Origin of the sequence: Nitrospira lenta (assembly GCF_900403705.1) — a bacterium.
GTDB classification, from domain to species: Bacteria; Nitrospirota; Nitrospiria; order Nitrospirales; family Nitrospiraceae; genus Nitrospira_D; species Nitrospira_D lenta.
Genome location: NZ_OUNR01000002.1, coordinates 75,139 through 90,088 on the forward strand (window position 1 = coordinate 75,139; position 14,950 = coordinate 90,088).

The window sequence follows — 14,950 nt, forward strand, 5'->3', positions numbered from 1 at the left end:
CAACCCAAGCTTCGAGAACCAGAACTACGCTGCGACGAGAGGATCGAGTTGGCTCCGGATCGTCTGGGCCAAGGCGTGATAGCCCTCTGACATCTCCAGGAAATGCCGCCGCCGTATATCCTCTTCAGCTCGCGCCCCTGCCTGGCCATAGGTGCGCGCTGCGCTCTCATAGACCGATGCCAGAGACCAGCGAATCGGCGCCTGACGCAGCTGGCGCTTGGCGACATACTCATGGAGCGGCTGCCGGGCGATCATGTCCAGCAGGGCTTGCGCCCGGTGCAAGCTGGTATGAGCCGCCATGACGGTGTCGTGCCCCTGCCGGGCGATGGCTTTCCGCTCGGCTGGATGCGCATGATAATAGTCGGTGAGCTCAACGATACGATCGACATTCCCCTTCTCATACAGCACGCAATGCGTCCGGTCCTGGAATAAGTCGTCGAACCCGTTCCCCACACGCTCCGTCAGCAGCAATGCGCCGCAGGCCATGGCCTGGAATGTCCTAAAGTTTACGTCGTTTGCGACGGATTGGTTCAACACCAGCATCGATCGGTTGAAGGTCTCAAGATAAGGCCCGGACTGCACCACCACCGGATACCGAGTCTGCAGACGCCGGATCAGGTCGACGCGATCGGGGTTTCTGGCAGCATTGAGCGTGCCGATGAACGACAGCGGAATGTCTCTGGCGAATCCACGATCCTGGTCCTGCGACCGGTGGCAGAACAACGGCATCCACGAGACATGCTGCCGGTCTCCGTCAAGTTGATAGGCTGGCACCCAGTCCTTCTGCGCGACAAAGATCGCATCGAAGGCCGTCGCGTAGTGGAGATGCCAACTAAAATGGATGTGCGAATCGATCACATACCAGACCACCGGCACCGGAATCGCTTCCAGCCCCAGCACCAGAGGATAGGTGCTTTCATCCCCCAGCACAATCAGATCCGGGAACCAGTTGGATGGAAGGCGCGCCAGCAGATCCTTGGCGTCAAGCAACGAGCGCAGAAGCGGGACATCGGCTGTCCGATGGTACCCGGCCCATTTCACATCATGACCGAGCTGCCGGAACGATTCTAGAAAGTAGGCGTTCCCGAGATGCAAAATCTTCATAGTGACTCGATGATCGTGACTGCCGGGTGGTCTAGCAGTCCCCTGTGCCGATAATGAGGCAGCGGGAAACTCTACCGCGAGCATGAGTGACCGTTGCTGCTAGTTCTTCAATCGGCTAGAACCGCGGCGAACTTGAGAATTCTCCCTTCGCGGGCGAATTCCGATCGACGGGGCCCTCTCTCGCTCAAGGGGACTCATCACCGCATGAATGTCTTGCCTACCCTGACGGCCAAACGGTTCCTTCTCCGGCAAATTCTTCCGAGCCCCCATCACGACAGCCATAATCGGCTGCCGACGCCCCTTAATTGGCACGGCGTGCTCCTCCCGGGAAACCGGCATCCCGCCTCGCATGCCCGCGTGCGCCCCTATTGACTCATCATCTGATTCTCGCTAGCCTTCGCGCATTGACCTTTTGCACGCCGATAAGGAGAAACGATCATGACCCCAGCTCGTCTTGCCATGCTACTGGTGATAGGCATGTTGCTGCCCTCGGCAGCGATGGCCGCCTCGCCGGTCCGTGAATCACACGTCGAATATTCAGCCGACAGCACGATGGAATCGGACGGTGGTATGAGCATGAAATCCCGCGTCTACCACACCCCCGACAAGGATCGGACAGAGATGGGCGGCGCGGACGGCAGCATCATGATTATGCGCAGGGATAAGAATGTCATGTGGCAGCTGTTCGGCGACATGTATATGGAATTGCCGCTGGCCCAGTCCAACGCGGGCGGCATGGAAGACTTGGAGATTCTCGAACAGAAGGACGTCGGAGAAGAAACGATTAATGGAATCAAGACAACAAAATCAAAAATCATCGCGGTAAAAAAAGACGGGAACAAATTCGGCGGATTCTTCTGGACAAGCCGCGAAGGCATCACCGTGAGAATGGATCTGCTTTCAAAGGAAGGCGATAAGAAGATCCGCATGTTCAGTGAGCTGACGAACCTCAAGATCGGGAAACAGGATCCGGCCCTGTTTGAAATCCCCGCCGGCTACACCAAGAACGACATGGGCGCCATGATGGGCCAGGGGGGCATGCCCAACCTGGACGAAATGATGAAGAACGCGGGAGACGAGCGGCCCAAAGAGAAACGGCCGGCGAAAGAGAGCAGCCGGAGCAAACCCGCCGAGAGTGACAGCCCCGTGGACATGAATAAGATGCTGAAGGGCATCTTCGGCCGGTAAGGGAGAATCCTACGATGCACCTACGCAGAATATTCGGCTATACCGCCATCTTCCTGGTTCTTGCCGCTCCCGCTGTCCGCGCGGACGATATCTGCCTGGGCGATGAGGAAGAAAAAGCGGCCAAGGCTCAGGTGGCCGCGCTGCGCAAGGCGGAATCGTCAGGACAACCGGCCGCTCTGTTCATCGCCTACCGATCCATTATGAACAACGACTGTATTGATCGGTACGATAAGACCGCCATGGCCACGGCCAAGGCAAATCTGACGAAGCTCGGGCGAGACCTCGCCAAAACCGCCGAAGCGAAGGGGGTCTTCTACTCCCCTGAGCCGGTGCGACCGGATGGACACACGTCGGCCTTTCGCTATTTCGACGCCATCGGAGACTATCCGGAAGCCAACCGGGTCATGCTGAAGGCCATGCACCTGAAACCGGAAGATCTGCAATTATTCAAAATAGCCTGGGCCATCGACCAAGGCCGTACCGCCGGCTCACGAGACCCCCGCACAGGAGAACAGCCGCCCTATGTCTCGCCACCGGCCTATCGCCAGGAGCTGACGAAAATCGCATCGACGAACGCCGACCGGCTCATGAAGGCCGAGGAGAAAGACGCGCCGGGCCTCTCCGGCAGCGCGGCAGACGTCTCGGTGTCGACCATGAGTTCTCTCCAAAAACTGAGAACGGCCGCAGAATGGATGACCTATGCGCCGGGGGGCGACAAGCCCGCGAAGGATCGAGCCGACCAGCGCGGCGACACCATCATGAAGCGCTCCGACCCCACGTTTACCCACATGAATGCCACCCTCTACTATGAATTCTCCGGCTCTCCCAAGGGGAAAGAAATCGCCGCCCAGCTCAAGAAGAAGGGCGAGGAATCCCAGCGCGCCATGGAAAAGACCGGGAATAAGCTGAAAGAGGCGATCACGGAGCAAAGCGCGGCCGATCAGAAAAAGTTCGACAAGAAGAAGGCCGATCTCGAAAAAGAATTAGGGTTCTAGCGGACGGCTTCCGGCCCCCGGCTTGATGGAGGGAAGCACCAGGCGCAGGGGCCTGCTCCCCATCGGATGACCCGAGACGATCACACCATGGCTGCCGTCCCTTCCCTTACGACCGCACGGCTGCTCCTTCGGCCGTTTCACCTCTCGGATGCTCCCAACATACAGCAACTCGCAGGAGCCGAAGAAGTCGCCGCCGGCACATTTTTTCCGCATCCATACGAAGACGGCATGGCCGAGCAATGGATCGTGGACCAGGAACAGGCCCATGAGAGCGGCACCGCCGTCAGCTTCGCCATCACCCTTGCTGACCATGCGACATTCATCGGATCCATCAGCCTAGACATTGTCTCAATCCACCAGCACGCGCGACTCGGCTACTGGCTCGGTGTCCCCTACTGGAATCACGGCTACGGGACCGAAGCCGTGGGCGCGGTCCTGCACTACGGCTTTATGCAATTGAATCTGCACCGCATCTACAGCCCGCACTTTCAGGGCAACGCGGCATCGGGGCGAGTTCTACAGAAAGTAGGGATGACCTACGAAGGCCGGATGCGAGAACACTACGTCCGCTTCGGCAGACCTGTCGATCTCGAACTCTACGGCATGCTGAAGCGGGAATTCATGGAGCGCACCTGAGAAACGACGGGTAGATCAGAGCTCGATCCGATGGCGGATCGTGTAGCGGCCTGAAAACTGTTCGCCGGGAGGCAGGCGCTTCAACCCCCACTCAGGATGATTGAAGGCATCCGATGCACAGGTCATCGGTTCAATGGCGAACGCGCGGCGCGGCGCATCGGCAATCGCATCCCCGGTGTACACCACAATGGCGGAGAACGAACGGTCCATCGTTACCTCAATTACCCGGCCACTTCCGGCGTGACGCAGCGAGGCCGTCGCCATTCCCTCCGCATCGCGATCGAGTTGCACGTAACAATGATTGAACTTCTTCTCGCCGATCCGGCGAAAGTCTCGACAATCCCACTCGGTGCCTGTTGCGGGGAGAATCGTTCCCGTCGGTGTGAGCTGGTCATTGAATTCCAGAAAACCCGCGGCCGGAATCCTGGTTTCGGCTTCGTCGATTAATGGAGTGCCCACCGTGAAGTAGGGATGAAACCCCACCCCGACCGGCGCGGGGCGCGTCCCGGCATTCTGCACAGTGAACGAGCAGGATAATCCCGTTTCGTCTAAGCCATAGGTGACTTGGAGCATGAGTGAAAACGGATAGCCCTTGCTGCCGTATTGTTCCGCCTCAAGGCGAACATCAAAACTGACGCAGCTCGCTTCCGAACGAGACACCTGCCACGGCAAGGTCCGGACAAAACCGTGAATCGCGTTGGGACCTTCCTTATCGTTTCGTTCGAGCTGAAACGGCTCGCCGTCGAATGTATAACGGCCTGCCGCGATGCGGCCGGGAAACGGAATCAGCACATCCCCTTGCCCGCCCTTCTTGTGACTGCCACCAGAATAGCCCCAGACGATGTCCATCTCGCTGCCGTCGGCTTCCACCAGAAAATACCGGCGTAGTGACGCGCCCCAGGGGGAAACAATCGCCCGCTGGTTGCCGAAGGACAGCAGGATCTCTGTGTCGGGAGTCATAGTCATCGTCATGGAACCGGAGTATAGCATTGAGCGGAGCACTCATCATACCGGCCTATTTCATTTGCCGCCGCCGATAGGCAAGATACCTGTCGTACAGTGGACCCCGCCCCTCGCGGAGAACCGGGAAACAACAGCATGTGGCTTGTGTATATCGTCGAATGTGCCGATAAGAGCCTGTATACCGGAGTCACCAGCGATCTGGAGAAGCGGATGGCCGCTCATGCCGCCGGCAAAGGCGCCAAGTACACCAAACCGCGCAGACCACTGATCCTTCGCTATACCGAGACCGTCGCCTCACGAGGGGACGCGTTACGGCGGGAAGCCGCGATCAAGTCCCTGAACCGATCCGGCAAGCTGACGCTCATTGACTCATACAAGCAACAGGCGGTGAGCCTGACGTAACCAGCGCCGGTCCCCAGGTGGCCGTCTCTATTGCCGTTGGGCTCTAGCCTAGGTGCTGCTCCCATGGCATAGTGCCTAAGAGATTTTATTCAGGAGCCCGTACATGCCGCACTTACTCTCGCTTGCCAAGATCGTCCAATCACTGTTGGAACCGGGCTCCGTCGTACCAGCCCGCCTGCGCGATCGTTTACCTGAAGACACGGCCCAAGCCGTAGAGCGAGCCCTGCGCGCCCTCGCGGAAGTGGCCAGGCAGCAACATCACCAAGCGCGGGCGTCAGGGACCTATGCGGCCCTCCATGAAGAGCAGGATACCCTTCTCGCCGAGATCGCGATTCAGACGCGAGCCGTCAGATCTGACCTCACCCTCACGCCCCAGGAAGCCGTCCGCCGGATTCTCTTGATCGTGGGCTTTGCCAGAACAGTTCTGGATAATGATCCACAGCTCGAAGAACAGCTGGGGCCCGGTGTCGGCGCGTTCTTTGAGAAATTGGACCGAGTGGAATTCAGAGACGGGACCGGCGGCTGAACAAGAAGACTCCGCGAGGGTCGACGCCGCAAAAGGCCGCGTGATTTCTCTCGGGAAAACCGGTATCCTTCCTGACCGATGCCGATACTGTATTCCGGCCGGTACAAGGAAGGAAATCCATGAGCTCGACACCCGGTCTCAGCACCACCAAGCAGTTTCGCAACCTCCTCCTCTCCGACCAGCTGGAATTCATCTGTGAAGCCCACAACGGTCTGAGCGCCAAGATCGTCCAGGAAGCCGGCTTTAAAGGCATCTGGGCCAGCGGCCTGTCGATCTCGGCCCAATTCGGCGTGCGCGACAACAACGAAGCCAGTTGGACGCAGGTGCTCGAAACCCTGGAGTTCATGTCCGACGCGACCACGATTCCAATTCTCCTCGACGGCGATACCGGCTACGGCAACTTCAACAACATGCAGCGCCTCGTCCGCAAGTTGGAGCAGCGCAAGATCGCCGCGGTCTGCATCGAAGACAAGCTCTTCCCTAAGACGAATAGTTTCATCAAGGGCGACGCCCAACCCATGGCGGATATGCACGAGTTCTGCGGCAAGATCAAAGCCGGCAAAGACGCGCAGAGCGACCCAAACTTTTCCATCATTGCCCGGGTCGAATCCTTCATCTGCGGCTGGGGGCTCGCCGAAGCGCTGCGCCGCGCCGAAGCCTATCGCCAAGCCGGCGCCGACGGCATTCTCATCCACAGCGCATTGGCCGTGCCCGATGAAATCCTGGCGTTCAAGCAGGAATGGGGCAATCGCTGCCCGGTCGTAATCGTGCCGACGAAATACTACGCCACGCCGACCGATGTGTTTCGGCAACACAACTTCTCGATCGTGATCTGGGCCAACCATCTGCTCCGCAGCTCCGTCACGGCTATGCAGAAGACTGCCCGCACGTTGAAGGAACAGGAACATCTCTTGTCCATCGAAGATAAAGTCGCGCCGGTGTCGGAAATTTTCCGCCTGCAAAACGCCGCGGAACTGCAAGAGGCCGAAGACCGCTATCTCCCGAGAGGCGCCGAAGATACCTGCGCCATCGTTCTGGCCGCTTCACGCGGCAGCGAATTGGGCGAACTCACCGAACACCAGCCCAAGACCATGGTCAAGATCCAGGGCACACCCATCCTCACCCACATCGCCGACGCCTACAACGCCGTCGGCATCAAAGACATCGTCGTCGTCCGGGGCTACAAAAAAGAAACCGTGAACCTCCCCAATCTCACCTACGTCGACAATGACGAGTATGCCGAGACCGGCGAACTCGCTTCCCTGCTCAAAGCGCTCCAGTCGCGCAAAGGCCGCGCACAGCACACCATCGTTTCCTACGGCGACGTACTGTTCAACAAATACATTCCCCAGTCTCTCTGCCAGGAGTCGGATGACTGCGTCATCTTCATCGACAGCAACTGGCGTGAACAAAGCCGCTATTCCCGACTCGGCGGCTTTGCCGAATGCAGCATCCCCAACTCCCGACGGGCCTTCAACGCCAAGGTCTACCTCAAACAGCTCGGCAACAAGATCCCCGAATCCAACACCCACGGCGTCTGGATGGGTTTCCTCAAGGTCTCCCCGGCCGCCGCCACGCTCATCACCACCATCATTACCGAACTGCTCGCGCAGCCCGGCAATCGCAAAGCCACGATTCCTCAACTGTTACAAGAACTCCTCAAGCGCCAGCAGCCCATTCGGGTCCTCTACACCGTCGGGCACTGGCTCGACATCAACAATCTGGAAGATGTGGTGCAGGCGGGAGAGTTTTAAGCACAGGAGCCACTTCCAGAACCACTTGGACTACCGTATAAACGAAGTACCGGTTATGTGAAACCATCGCCGTCGACCCAACCTCGACTGAACCATCCTGCCAGCCTTACCCCCTGTTCCCCTCGGTCCAAACCACTGCCGCCCCATACGAAGGTACTATTGTGCCGGCTGAATTCCATTCCGCATAATCCCCACTCCGGCAGACTCAACCATCCTGTCCGGATAGACAATCTCCCCTACGGAATGGAGTCTCCCGCGATGGCTGTCCGCACCACACACACCGCACCCACGTTATTCATCCTTGGTGTCCTGCTGACAAGCTGCAGCGCCCCTCCGCCTCCCGTCGCCACTCCCGCGCCGGTCAGCCAAGAGGTCCAATTCCACACCATGTGGGACGACATCTACGAACGACTCAAACCAGAGATTCAAAACGGCTCCATCATCGTGGAACGAGGAAAGGTCGGCACAACCACGCTCGCGCCAGCCGATTCACACAAGGTTCGGCATGAGGTCCGCCTCCCCTCGGCCACACAGGCGGCCCATATCGACGGCGCTCCGTTGATCATACCTGCCGACAACACCACGGACGCAGCTGCGGCACTCTCCCGTGAGGCCTCTCTCAATGAGTTCATCCGAATCCGGTTATCCGATCGGGTCCTCTTTGCATCCGGAGACGATCGCATCAGTGAAGAAGGCACCACCGTTCTCGCGCGGCTCGGCGCGATTCTGCAAGACGAGGCGAATATCCAGATAGCGATTCAGGGACACACTGACAACAAACCGATCCGAGACCGGCTCCGCCATCGATTCACAGACAATCAGGCCCTGTCTCAGGCCAGAGCCTCGAATGCCGCAGCCATATTGAAGCGCAGCGGAATCCCCCTCTCGTGGCTGACCCTCCAGTGGTTCGGTGAGAACCAACCTCTTTTGCCGAACGACTCAGAAGAGAGCCGCAAGAAAAACCGCCGCGTCGAAATCCTGATTACGCCGAAAGAACATCCGTAAGCGAATGATCGCAGAGAAACACACCGCCATGTCAGCTCCGCCCCGGTGGGTCCGCAGCATACGCGTCATACTCCTGGCACTTGCCGTCTTGGGAGTTCCAGTCGGCTGGGTCACGCTCGCATCCCCCGGCACGGAATCAGCCAAGCCGACACGACCAGAAGGCAACCAGCCTGATACCGACCCCGCAATCGCGCTGGTTCGTGAAGGCCTCGCGCTTCTGGACAAGAAGAACGCCGGAGGAGCTATCGAGGTCCTAGAGCGCGCGGTCGCCCTTGCCCCCAACCTCGTCGAGGCGCACTACCAGCTTGGACGGGCCTTTGAGGAAGCGCACAACAGCCGACGAGCCATCACAGAATATGAGACCGTCTCCACCCTATCGCCGGATCATCTGGACGCCCATTTTCAGCTCGGCCTGCTCTACGCCCAGCAAGACGACCCGAGCCGAGCCATTCAACCCTTCAGCGCGATTCTTCGCATCAATCCGCAACATCCATCCGCACGATACAACCTCGGACTCGTGCTGAAGAAAGTCGGACGACCGGATCAAGCACAACGCCATTTTGAACTCGTCCTGGCACAGAATCTGTCTCACGCTGGAGCCCATACCAATCTCGGCAATATCTGGTACGACCGGCAGGATACTCAACGTGCTGTCGCTGAATACCGGGCCGCCCTCCTTGCCGCGCCTGACCATCTCATGGCTCGCCGCAATCTGGCGATGGTACTGCTGGAACAAGGAGATGTAGACGAAGCCCTGGCCGAGTACGCCCAGGCCATGGCCGTCCATCACGGCGACCCTGCGCTGCATGCCGAGTATGCGACACTCTTGCGCCGGGCCGGACGTACGTCGGAAGCAGAACGCGAATATCGCCAAGCCCTGGCGTATCTACCGAGCACCCCGGAACAGTCTGATCGGCGGACGCAGATTGAAGCTGGCCTTCGGGAACTCTCCACCGCACAGAGTACGCAGTAGTGGCATCGCCCTCGCGGGCCGATCGCGCAAACACGGACTTCTTCTGGTGAGGAACTGCGCGTTAGGGAGTCTTTTGCTTCACCACGATGGCGCGAAGAAGCGATTCGAGCTTGGCTCTGGCATCCTCGCTCGACCCGTTCGACGTCAGCGACGCATGCAGGTCGATCCAGGTGCCCGCCTGCACCCAATGGGCATGCAGATGGGAATTCGTGATGTTGGGAACCGCACGCTCATAGGCGATCGTCTCCCAGTTGCCCAACCGGCCGAACACCACGCGCTGCGCGTCAGGGAGTCCGTTCTTCTTGGACACCGTGACCTCGTCCGCCCAGACCTTCTGGAGACCGGGGAACGCCTGGTCGGACTCGAACCATCCGGAGATGATCACCTGTTTGGCATCGTCCCGGAAATGAAAGTAGCGCGGGTTGGTGGTCGATCCTCCGATCGCACTGTTTGTCAGCGACAAACCGCCGAGAGGAAGACGCATGACCAGGCGGCTCGCCGGAACCGTGAGCACGTGTGCCTGTTCGGTCGAGGTAATCTGAAGCGCATCCGAACGCACGGAATGCTCCTGCGTCCCCGACGCACCGGTCTTCCCGGCCGTATGAGCCGCCCGCTCCAGCATCACCATCGCCTGCTGATTGACCGGATCCGACGCCTCTTGGGACAGGATCGTGAACGACACCAGCAAATCTCCCACCCGCAACATCCCCTGTTTCATTCGCTTGAATTCGCCCGGCTTCGAGTCCCGATCGGTCACCGCATAGTGGTAGCCGAGCCCGGTCGTGCCGGTCATCTCCACCACGGCCACGTCGGATTCAATCGCTTGCGCCTTGGCCTGCGACGCCGCCTGCTCTACCTTCTTTCGAATCTCCGCAGCCACCGGAAGCACCGCCCCTGAACGGTCGGACCAGATGGGCGTAAGCAATACTCGAAACGCGGCCCCGCGCTCTGGAACGAAGGCAATCGTCGGCGGAAGCCCATTCGGCGGCTGCGTGACGCTGTCTTTCCAGGAGACAGGCACATTGAGCTGGAGACTGCCGTGCTGGCCCAGCGCGTAGTCCCGGGACGCCGTCGCTTCGGCAAACGCCGTGGCTGCCGTCAGCACGACCCCGAGCACCATCACACATCGAATCACATTGCAACGCATCACTGCACCTCCAAGAAATCAGACCCTTCGCCTTTTGTCCGAGGCGGCCAACCACCAACAGTACACGAGACCAGTCCTCAAACCCAATCCTTCATTACAGGCCCACGCAGTCACATCAATTGCAGAAAGGTGGCCAGCCGCATGAAGAAGCAGAGGAACGGTGAAGCATCCTGTCACATCCGCCTCTCTCCGGATCCTCTGCGACATCGAGAGAATAGACTGTCGCCATACTGAATCACCGCGCCCACGCTCCAAACGGCCGATTGAAAACAACCGCACACCTGTACGACAATCACCACATCATTCAAATCGGCGAAAGGATACACTCATGGAAACTCCCTTGCTCGACACGCCCCCTGACAATTCGGTCCACAGCTATGTCCCGCTCGGTTATATCGCCGTCTACGATGCCCCATTGAATTGCGATTTCGCCTTCGTCGCCTACAAGGAAACAGACAAGGATTCAGGCAACTGGCGGGTGCGCATCCGCTCGACGCAGACAGTGGGAGCTGCCCTTGAAGCTCCGGCGATTGCGAGCAAGGCCAAGGAAACCGACGCTCAAGGGAAGCCGTTTTTCCTCTGGGGGTACAAGCTCGAACCCAGAGCGACCGATCAACGTCAAATCGAGTTTCGCGTGTATCAGGAAGGCGGGATACCGAAAGAAGTTGAAATCTTTATCCAGCTGAGGCAATTCGACCAGAGCGCGGACACACCGCAGAGCCTCCGTTTTCCATGGCCGGCATAACCCCGGGCCAGGCGTCAGCGTCCCTTCGCGGGCTTCACCAGCCCGCGAAACGTCACCCCATCAGGATAATGCAGGTCGTCCACCAGCCACGTCGTGCCCGATAGTTGCAGCCGGTACTCCACCACTTTAGAGCGGCCCTCCTCATCGAACCGCACAGGCACCGTCGCGCGTGAACCAACACGCAGAACGGCTCCCACGGTAAAGCTCGACGGATACTCCTGTGAATTGGTAAAGGGATCGCCATCGATCACCGGCACCTCATCCCGAGGAATAGGCCGGGCGAAATAGCCGGCGATGGCTCTCGTAAGACTTTGGGTCAACAGAGAGGCCTTCCGTGCCGCGCTGCCCTTGGTAAAGGCCATGTCTCGCGTCATATGCTGACGCAGAAGCTCAAGCACGGCCGCCTCAGGCGAGAGCTCCAGATTAGTCCGTCGCACGTGCCACACCACATGATCCAGTCCTAGAAGCGCCCCCTGCTTCGACACCAGATGATAATCGAAGGATCCGTTCAGACAGGTCATGCGCCAGGTAAGGACCGGCATGGAGGGCATGCCAAGCGCTCGGGCCGCCCGCCCCGCAGGAGCCGGAAGCCCCCCTTCAAACAGCCCTTCAGCCGGCATGACGATGAACGTATGTTGCGCCTGCTCGCAGGCCAAGGAATGAGGCGCCGTGACCGCCTTGCCCTCGACCAGAATGGCCTGTCCCGCTAACCCGGCGTTCTCCAGCACCGTGGTTCCAAGTTTTGCCCATGGCGCCACGCGACCAGATTCAATCAGCCACCGTTCCTGCGGCTGCCACGGCTCAAAAGCCCAGGCCGATTCGAACACACCGACCAACTGTAGCGCGAGCAGAGCTGTAGCCGTGCAGAAGACAACCGGCAACCACCGACCACAACCGATAGGAATTCCCAATGACACACCCTCGCCCCTTCTTAGCCCGCCCACTCAAGAGCTTTGCGCATAGAGCGGGGTTCCGAACATGAATGCCGAGAACAACGCGACTACAAGCGCGCCGTTCATGACAAACCCTCCTCTGTGAAAGACCAAAACACAGCACCCACTCATCGTTGTTTTGCCACTTTCTTCCTCTCTACCTGAACCAGATCGAATAACGGTTATGCGAGGTCTCGTACAATAGCAAAGTAGCGATCATCGGACATCTTCGTGGCACTGATTTCGACCGGAATGACAGTCCCATCTTTTCGCTGTACCAATCGGTTAAAACGCAAGGGCTTGTCATAGCGAACCTGTTCGAGGCGTTGCTGCGCCAAGGCTTTTTCTGCGGGGAGATAGGTGTCCTTCACATGAAGTTGGAGCAGCTCCTCTCTCGTGTACCCAAACATTTCACAGACCTTCGAATTCACCATCCTAAAATGTCCGTCTAGATCTAAAACAACAATGCCGTCTGAAGCCTCCTCCATCAAGAGTCGATACTGACGTTCACTTTCTTGTAGCGCCGTTTCTGCTTGCCTGCGCTCAGTAATATCTTGAGCAAACACCAGAACCCCGATCACGTTCCCCCGGGCATCACAGTAAGGCACCTTGTCCGTCTGTACCCAGCGCTTTTGGCCCGGCGACGTTTCATAGAGTTCCACAATCCCGAGTTTAGGCATACAGGAGGTAATGACGGCGAGATCATCCTGATGATACTGCTCCGCTTCCTCCGGATAGAGATCATAGGTGGATTGGCCCTCAACCTCCGCCACCGTCCTGTTGATCGATTCGGCCGCGCGGCGGTTGGCCCGCAGAATACGATTCTGTGAATCCTTGTACCAGACCATGGCGGGAATGAGATCCAGAAGGACCTGTTGCTCAATCTGCTGCTGCTGAAGCTTCGCTTCCGCCTCTTTTCGCAACGTGATGTCGCGCACAATGCCGCAGATGAACATCTGGTCGCCGAATTTCCATGTGCCGAGCGACAGCTCGATGGGAAACTCGCTTCCGTCTTTCCTTAAGCCATGCAGTTCGATCGTTGTACCAGCCAGGGGTGACACGCCGGTGGCCTGGACAGGCTCAAGCTTGAGTCGATGACCCTCCCGGTATCGGGTCGGTATGATGGCGGTCCACGACTGCCCCAGAATCTCACCCTCTGCATGGCCGAAGAGCCGTTCGGCAGCAGCATTCCATGAGACAATCTTGCCGTCGCCGTCGGCGAGCACAATCCCGTCCGGCGCCGTCTGGACAACATGGCGAAACTGCGCTTCACTCCCACTCAGAGCTTGCTCGACATGGATCATCTTGAGCACCAACTTCCGCACCTCGACCGCTTGACGGAGAATGAATTTGAGCTCATCCCGGTTGTAGGGTCTGGTGATATAGGCAAAGGCGCCCCGACGGAGGGATTCCACGGTGTGACTTTCCTGCGCGGATGCGGTGAGGACAATGACCGGGAGGAGAGGGTCCAATTCCTCCAGTCCCCGAAGGACCGCGAACCCGCTTAGATCCGGCAGCCCCAGATCCAAAATCACGGCCCCATACGAACCCTGTTCGGCTTCATGCAGCGCCGCCCGTCCCGACATCACAGTGCGCACTGTATAACCGAGATGACGAAGATGGTCCTCAAGAGCCAGGCAGAGATCCGGATCATCGTCCGCAATGAGGATGGAAGAAACGTGGGGAGGAACGCGCTCGACGTTCATGGTTTCACCGAATGCGGGGTGAATCGGGAACCAGCATGATTGTGAACGGATCGCTCCCAGGAAAGCAATCGGGGCTCAAAGCAAACAGTTTCTGCGCTTCTTCTATTCCTCAAGCGTTACGAAATACGGAGGGTCAACAACTACGCCCACAATCTCCGAAAAACGCTTTATTCTGACTCCCCTTCAAGATCTCATCTGCGAAGAGACCAGCTAACTCAGCAGCCAAATATTTACTCACATCTATTTGCCTACTTAGTCTATCTAGGTCCTTTAATACCTAGCTATAGGGTCTTCTATCACTGACCGAACGAGGGGCTCGTATTGGCTCCAATCTAGTGGTACCGTCCGCCCCCATCTAGAACGTTCAATCACAACGAGGCTCTACATGATCAAAGATTTTGTTCTCTGTGCCCGCGCGGTGGAGAAGAACAAATTCCTCTCTGAACCAGGACCATCCTTCCCTCTGCTTGCCACTCGAAGCACTTTCGTTTCTTCTGAACAGTCGAAGTGGTCCCTCCCACATCCTCATAACCGCAAGGCAATGGGTGAATCAGTTCAGGGCCAATACAGCATCCATTTGGATTCACCAGACGAGTCCACACCAGAGCACAACTCGATTATTCGCAAGAAAAACACAATTACACGCGACGGCATTTGCTTTGCTAACTCACGCAGCACAACCAGACGGTGAACTCAGCAAAGAACCCCGATCAATCGTATCAGGAGAACACGTCGGCGTTGATCATCACCATGAGCCAATTCGAACCAGCAACAGGATTCCTATTCACATCTTACTTTGCTTGCACGCGGACAACACTGCTCAACTCCGCATTAAGAGGATCGTGACAGCAGCAACAGTCAACAAATGGTTCCT

Annotated in this window: 16 protein-coding genes; 11 read left to right on the plus strand and 5 right to left on the minus strand. The window is 58.2% G+C overall.

Annotated elements, in window-relative coordinates:
• Window positions 1-24: 24 nt before the first annotated feature.
• Window positions 25-1,104 carry a glycosyltransferase family protein gene (locus tag NITLEN_RS05695; RefSeq protein ID WP_181416659.1) on the minus strand — a complete coding sequence of 360 codons (1,080 nt, stop codon included), beginning with the start codon at window positions 1,102-1,104 and terminating at the stop codon, window positions 25-27.
• 204 nt (window positions 1,105-1,308) lie between these two features.
• Here NITLEN_RS05695 and NITLEN_RS18055 point away from each other — a divergent pair, with 204 nt between their 5' ends.
• The 4 genes from NITLEN_RS18055 to NITLEN_RS05715 all read left to right on the plus strand — a co-directional run bounded on the left by NITLEN_RS18055 (window position 1,309) and on the right by NITLEN_RS05715 (window position 3,923).
• Entirely contained in the window at window positions 1,309-1,476 is a 168-nt protein-coding gene (locus tag NITLEN_RS18055; RefSeq protein WP_181416660.1) for a hypothetical protein, read from the plus strand.
• Between the two features lie 66 nt (window positions 1,477-1,542).
• Window positions 1,543-2,292: a hypothetical protein gene (locus tag NITLEN_RS05705; protein WP_146216111.1), complete on the plus strand. Its 750-nt coding sequence runs from the start codon at window positions 1,543-1,545 to the stop codon at window positions 2,290-2,292.
• A 14-nt stretch (window positions 2,293-2,306) separates the two neighbouring features.
• The gene (locus NITLEN_RS05710; RefSeq protein WP_121988638.1) at window positions 2,307-3,287 is read left to right on the plus strand and encodes a hypothetical protein; all 981 of its coding nucleotides are present in this window, start codon (window positions 2,307-2,309) and stop codon (window positions 3,285-3,287) included.
• 87 nt (window positions 3,288-3,374) lie between these two features.
• Window positions 3,375-3,923 carry a GNAT family N-acetyltransferase gene (locus NITLEN_RS05715; RefSeq protein WP_121988655.1) on the plus strand — a complete coding sequence of 183 codons (549 nt, stop codon included), beginning with the start codon at window positions 3,375-3,377 and terminating at the stop codon, window positions 3,921-3,923.
• A gap of 15 nt (window positions 3,924-3,938) precedes the next feature.
• Here NITLEN_RS05715 and NITLEN_RS05720 read toward each other — a convergent pair whose 3' ends face one another.
• Window positions 3,939-4,883: an aldose 1-epimerase gene (locus NITLEN_RS05720; protein ID WP_181416662.1), complete on the minus strand. Its 945-nt coding sequence runs from the start codon at window positions 4,881-4,883 to the stop codon at window positions 3,939-3,941.
• Between the two features lie 138 nt (window positions 4,884-5,021).
• Between NITLEN_RS05720 and NITLEN_RS05725 the strand changes: the two genes are divergently transcribed.
• From NITLEN_RS05725 to NITLEN_RS05745, 5 genes are all read left to right on the plus strand, one after another.
• Window positions 5,022-5,288 carry a GIY-YIG nuclease family protein gene (locus tag NITLEN_RS05725; protein WP_121988640.1) on the plus strand — a complete coding sequence of 89 codons (267 nt, stop codon included), beginning with the start codon at window positions 5,022-5,024 and terminating at the stop codon, window positions 5,286-5,288.
• Window positions 5,289-5,391: 103 nt separating this feature from the next.
• Window positions 5,392-5,814 carry a hypothetical protein gene (locus NITLEN_RS05730; protein ID WP_121988641.1) on the plus strand — a complete coding sequence of 141 codons (423 nt, stop codon included), beginning with the start codon at window positions 5,392-5,394 and terminating at the stop codon, window positions 5,812-5,814.
• Between the two features lie 119 nt (window positions 5,815-5,933).
• Complete coding sequence (gene aepX / locus NITLEN_RS05735) at window positions 5,934-7,568, plus strand: phosphoenolpyruvate mutase (RefSeq protein ID WP_121988642.1); 1,635 nt, start codon at window positions 5,934-5,936, stop codon at window positions 7,566-7,568.
• Between the two features lie 258 nt (window positions 7,569-7,826).
• Window positions 7,827-8,573: an OmpA/MotB family protein gene (locus NITLEN_RS05740; protein WP_181416663.1), complete on the plus strand. Its 747-nt coding sequence runs from the start codon at window positions 7,827-7,829 to the stop codon at window positions 8,571-8,573.
• Between the two features lie 28 nt (window positions 8,574-8,601).
• Complete coding sequence (locus NITLEN_RS05745; protein WP_181416664.1) at window positions 8,602-9,546, plus strand: tetratricopeptide repeat protein; 945 nt, start codon at window positions 8,602-8,604, stop codon at window positions 9,544-9,546.
• 61 nt (window positions 9,547-9,607) lie between these two features.
• Here the strand turns inward: NITLEN_RS05745 and NITLEN_RS05750 are convergent, their stop codons facing one another.
• Window positions 9,608-10,693, minus strand: coding sequence for a hypothetical protein (locus tag NITLEN_RS05750; protein WP_121988645.1), 1,086 nt, complete (start codon window positions 10,691-10,693; stop codon window positions 9,608-9,610).
• Between the two features lie 328 nt (window positions 10,694-11,021).
• Between NITLEN_RS05750 and NITLEN_RS05755 the strand changes: the two genes are divergently transcribed.
• Window positions 11,022-11,438: a hypothetical protein gene (locus NITLEN_RS05755; RefSeq protein ID WP_121988646.1), complete on the plus strand. Its 417-nt coding sequence runs from the start codon at window positions 11,022-11,024 to the stop codon at window positions 11,436-11,438.
• Between the two features lie 14 nt (window positions 11,439-11,452).
• On the opposite strand, the gene NITLEN_RS05760 is transcribed toward NITLEN_RS05755, so the two are convergent.
• A complete protein-coding gene (locus NITLEN_RS05760) occupies window positions 11,453-12,355 on the minus strand; it encodes a hypothetical protein (protein WP_121988647.1) in 903 nt (300 codons plus the stop codon).
• Between the two features lie 197 nt (window positions 12,356-12,552).
• Window positions 12,553-14,076 carry a PAS domain S-box protein gene (locus NITLEN_RS05765; protein ID WP_121988648.1) on the minus strand — a complete coding sequence of 508 codons (1,524 nt, stop codon included), beginning with the start codon at window positions 14,074-14,076 and terminating at the stop codon, window positions 12,553-12,555.
• A gap of 385 nt (window positions 14,077-14,461) precedes the next feature.
• On the opposite strand from NITLEN_RS05765, the gene NITLEN_RS17855 reads away from it, so the two are divergent.
• Complete coding sequence (locus NITLEN_RS17855; RefSeq protein ID WP_146216112.1) at window positions 14,462-14,767, plus strand: hypothetical protein; 306 nt, start codon at window positions 14,462-14,464, stop codon at window positions 14,765-14,767.
• Window positions 14,768-14,950 lie beyond the last annotated feature (183 nt).

Excerpts from the sequence above, each read along its gene's own strand:
- NITLEN_RS05695 (WP_181416659.1), bottom strand. The coding sequence starts at position 1,104 with ATGAAGATTTTGCATCTCGGGAACGCCTACTTTCTAGAATCGTTCCGG.
- NITLEN_RS18055 (WP_181416660.1), top strand. The coding sequence starts at position 1,309 with ATGAATGTCTTGCCTACCCTGACGGCCAAACGGTTCCTTCTCCGGCAA.
- NITLEN_RS05705 (WP_146216111.1), top strand. The coding sequence starts at position 1,543 with ATGACCCCAGCTCGTCTTGCCATGCTACTGGTGATAGGCATGTTGCTG.
- NITLEN_RS05710 (WP_121988638.1), top strand. The coding sequence starts at position 2,307 with ATGCACCTACGCAGAATATTCGGCTATACCGCCATCTTCCTGGTTCTT.
- NITLEN_RS05715 (WP_121988655.1), top strand. The coding sequence starts at position 3,375 with ATGGCTGCCGTCCCTTCCCTTACGACCGCACGGCTGCTCCTTCGGCCG.
- NITLEN_RS05720 (WP_181416662.1), bottom strand. The coding sequence starts at position 4,883 with ATGACTCCCGACACAGAGATCCTGCTGTCCTTCGGCAACCAGCGGGCG.
- NITLEN_RS05725 (WP_121988640.1), top strand. The coding sequence starts at position 5,022 with ATGTGGCTTGTGTATATCGTCGAATGTGCCGATAAGAGCCTGTATACC.
- NITLEN_RS05730 (WP_121988641.1), top strand. The coding sequence starts at position 5,392 with ATGCCGCACTTACTCTCGCTTGCCAAGATCGTCCAATCACTGTTGGAA.
- aepX (WP_121988642.1), top strand. The coding sequence starts at position 5,934 with ATGAGCTCGACACCCGGTCTCAGCACCACCAAGCAGTTTCGCAACCTC.
- NITLEN_RS05740 (WP_181416663.1), top strand. The coding sequence starts at position 7,827 with ATGGCTGTCCGCACCACACACACCGCACCCACGTTATTCATCCTTGGT.
- NITLEN_RS05745 (WP_181416664.1), top strand. The coding sequence starts at position 8,602 with ATGTCAGCTCCGCCCCGGTGGGTCCGCAGCATACGCGTCATACTCCTG.
- NITLEN_RS05750 (WP_121988645.1), bottom strand. The coding sequence starts at position 10,693 with ATGCGTTGCAATGTGATTCGATGTGTGATGGTGCTCGGGGTCGTGCTG.
- NITLEN_RS05755 (WP_121988646.1), top strand. The coding sequence starts at position 11,022 with ATGGAAACTCCCTTGCTCGACACGCCCCCTGACAATTCGGTCCACAGC.
- NITLEN_RS05765 (WP_121988648.1), bottom strand. The coding sequence starts at position 14,076 with ATGAACGTCGAGCGCGTTCCTCCCCACGTTTCTTCCATCCTCATTGCG.
- NITLEN_RS17855 (WP_146216112.1), top strand. The coding sequence starts at position 14,462 with ATGATCAAAGATTTTGTTCTCTGTGCCCGCGCGGTGGAGAAGAACAAA.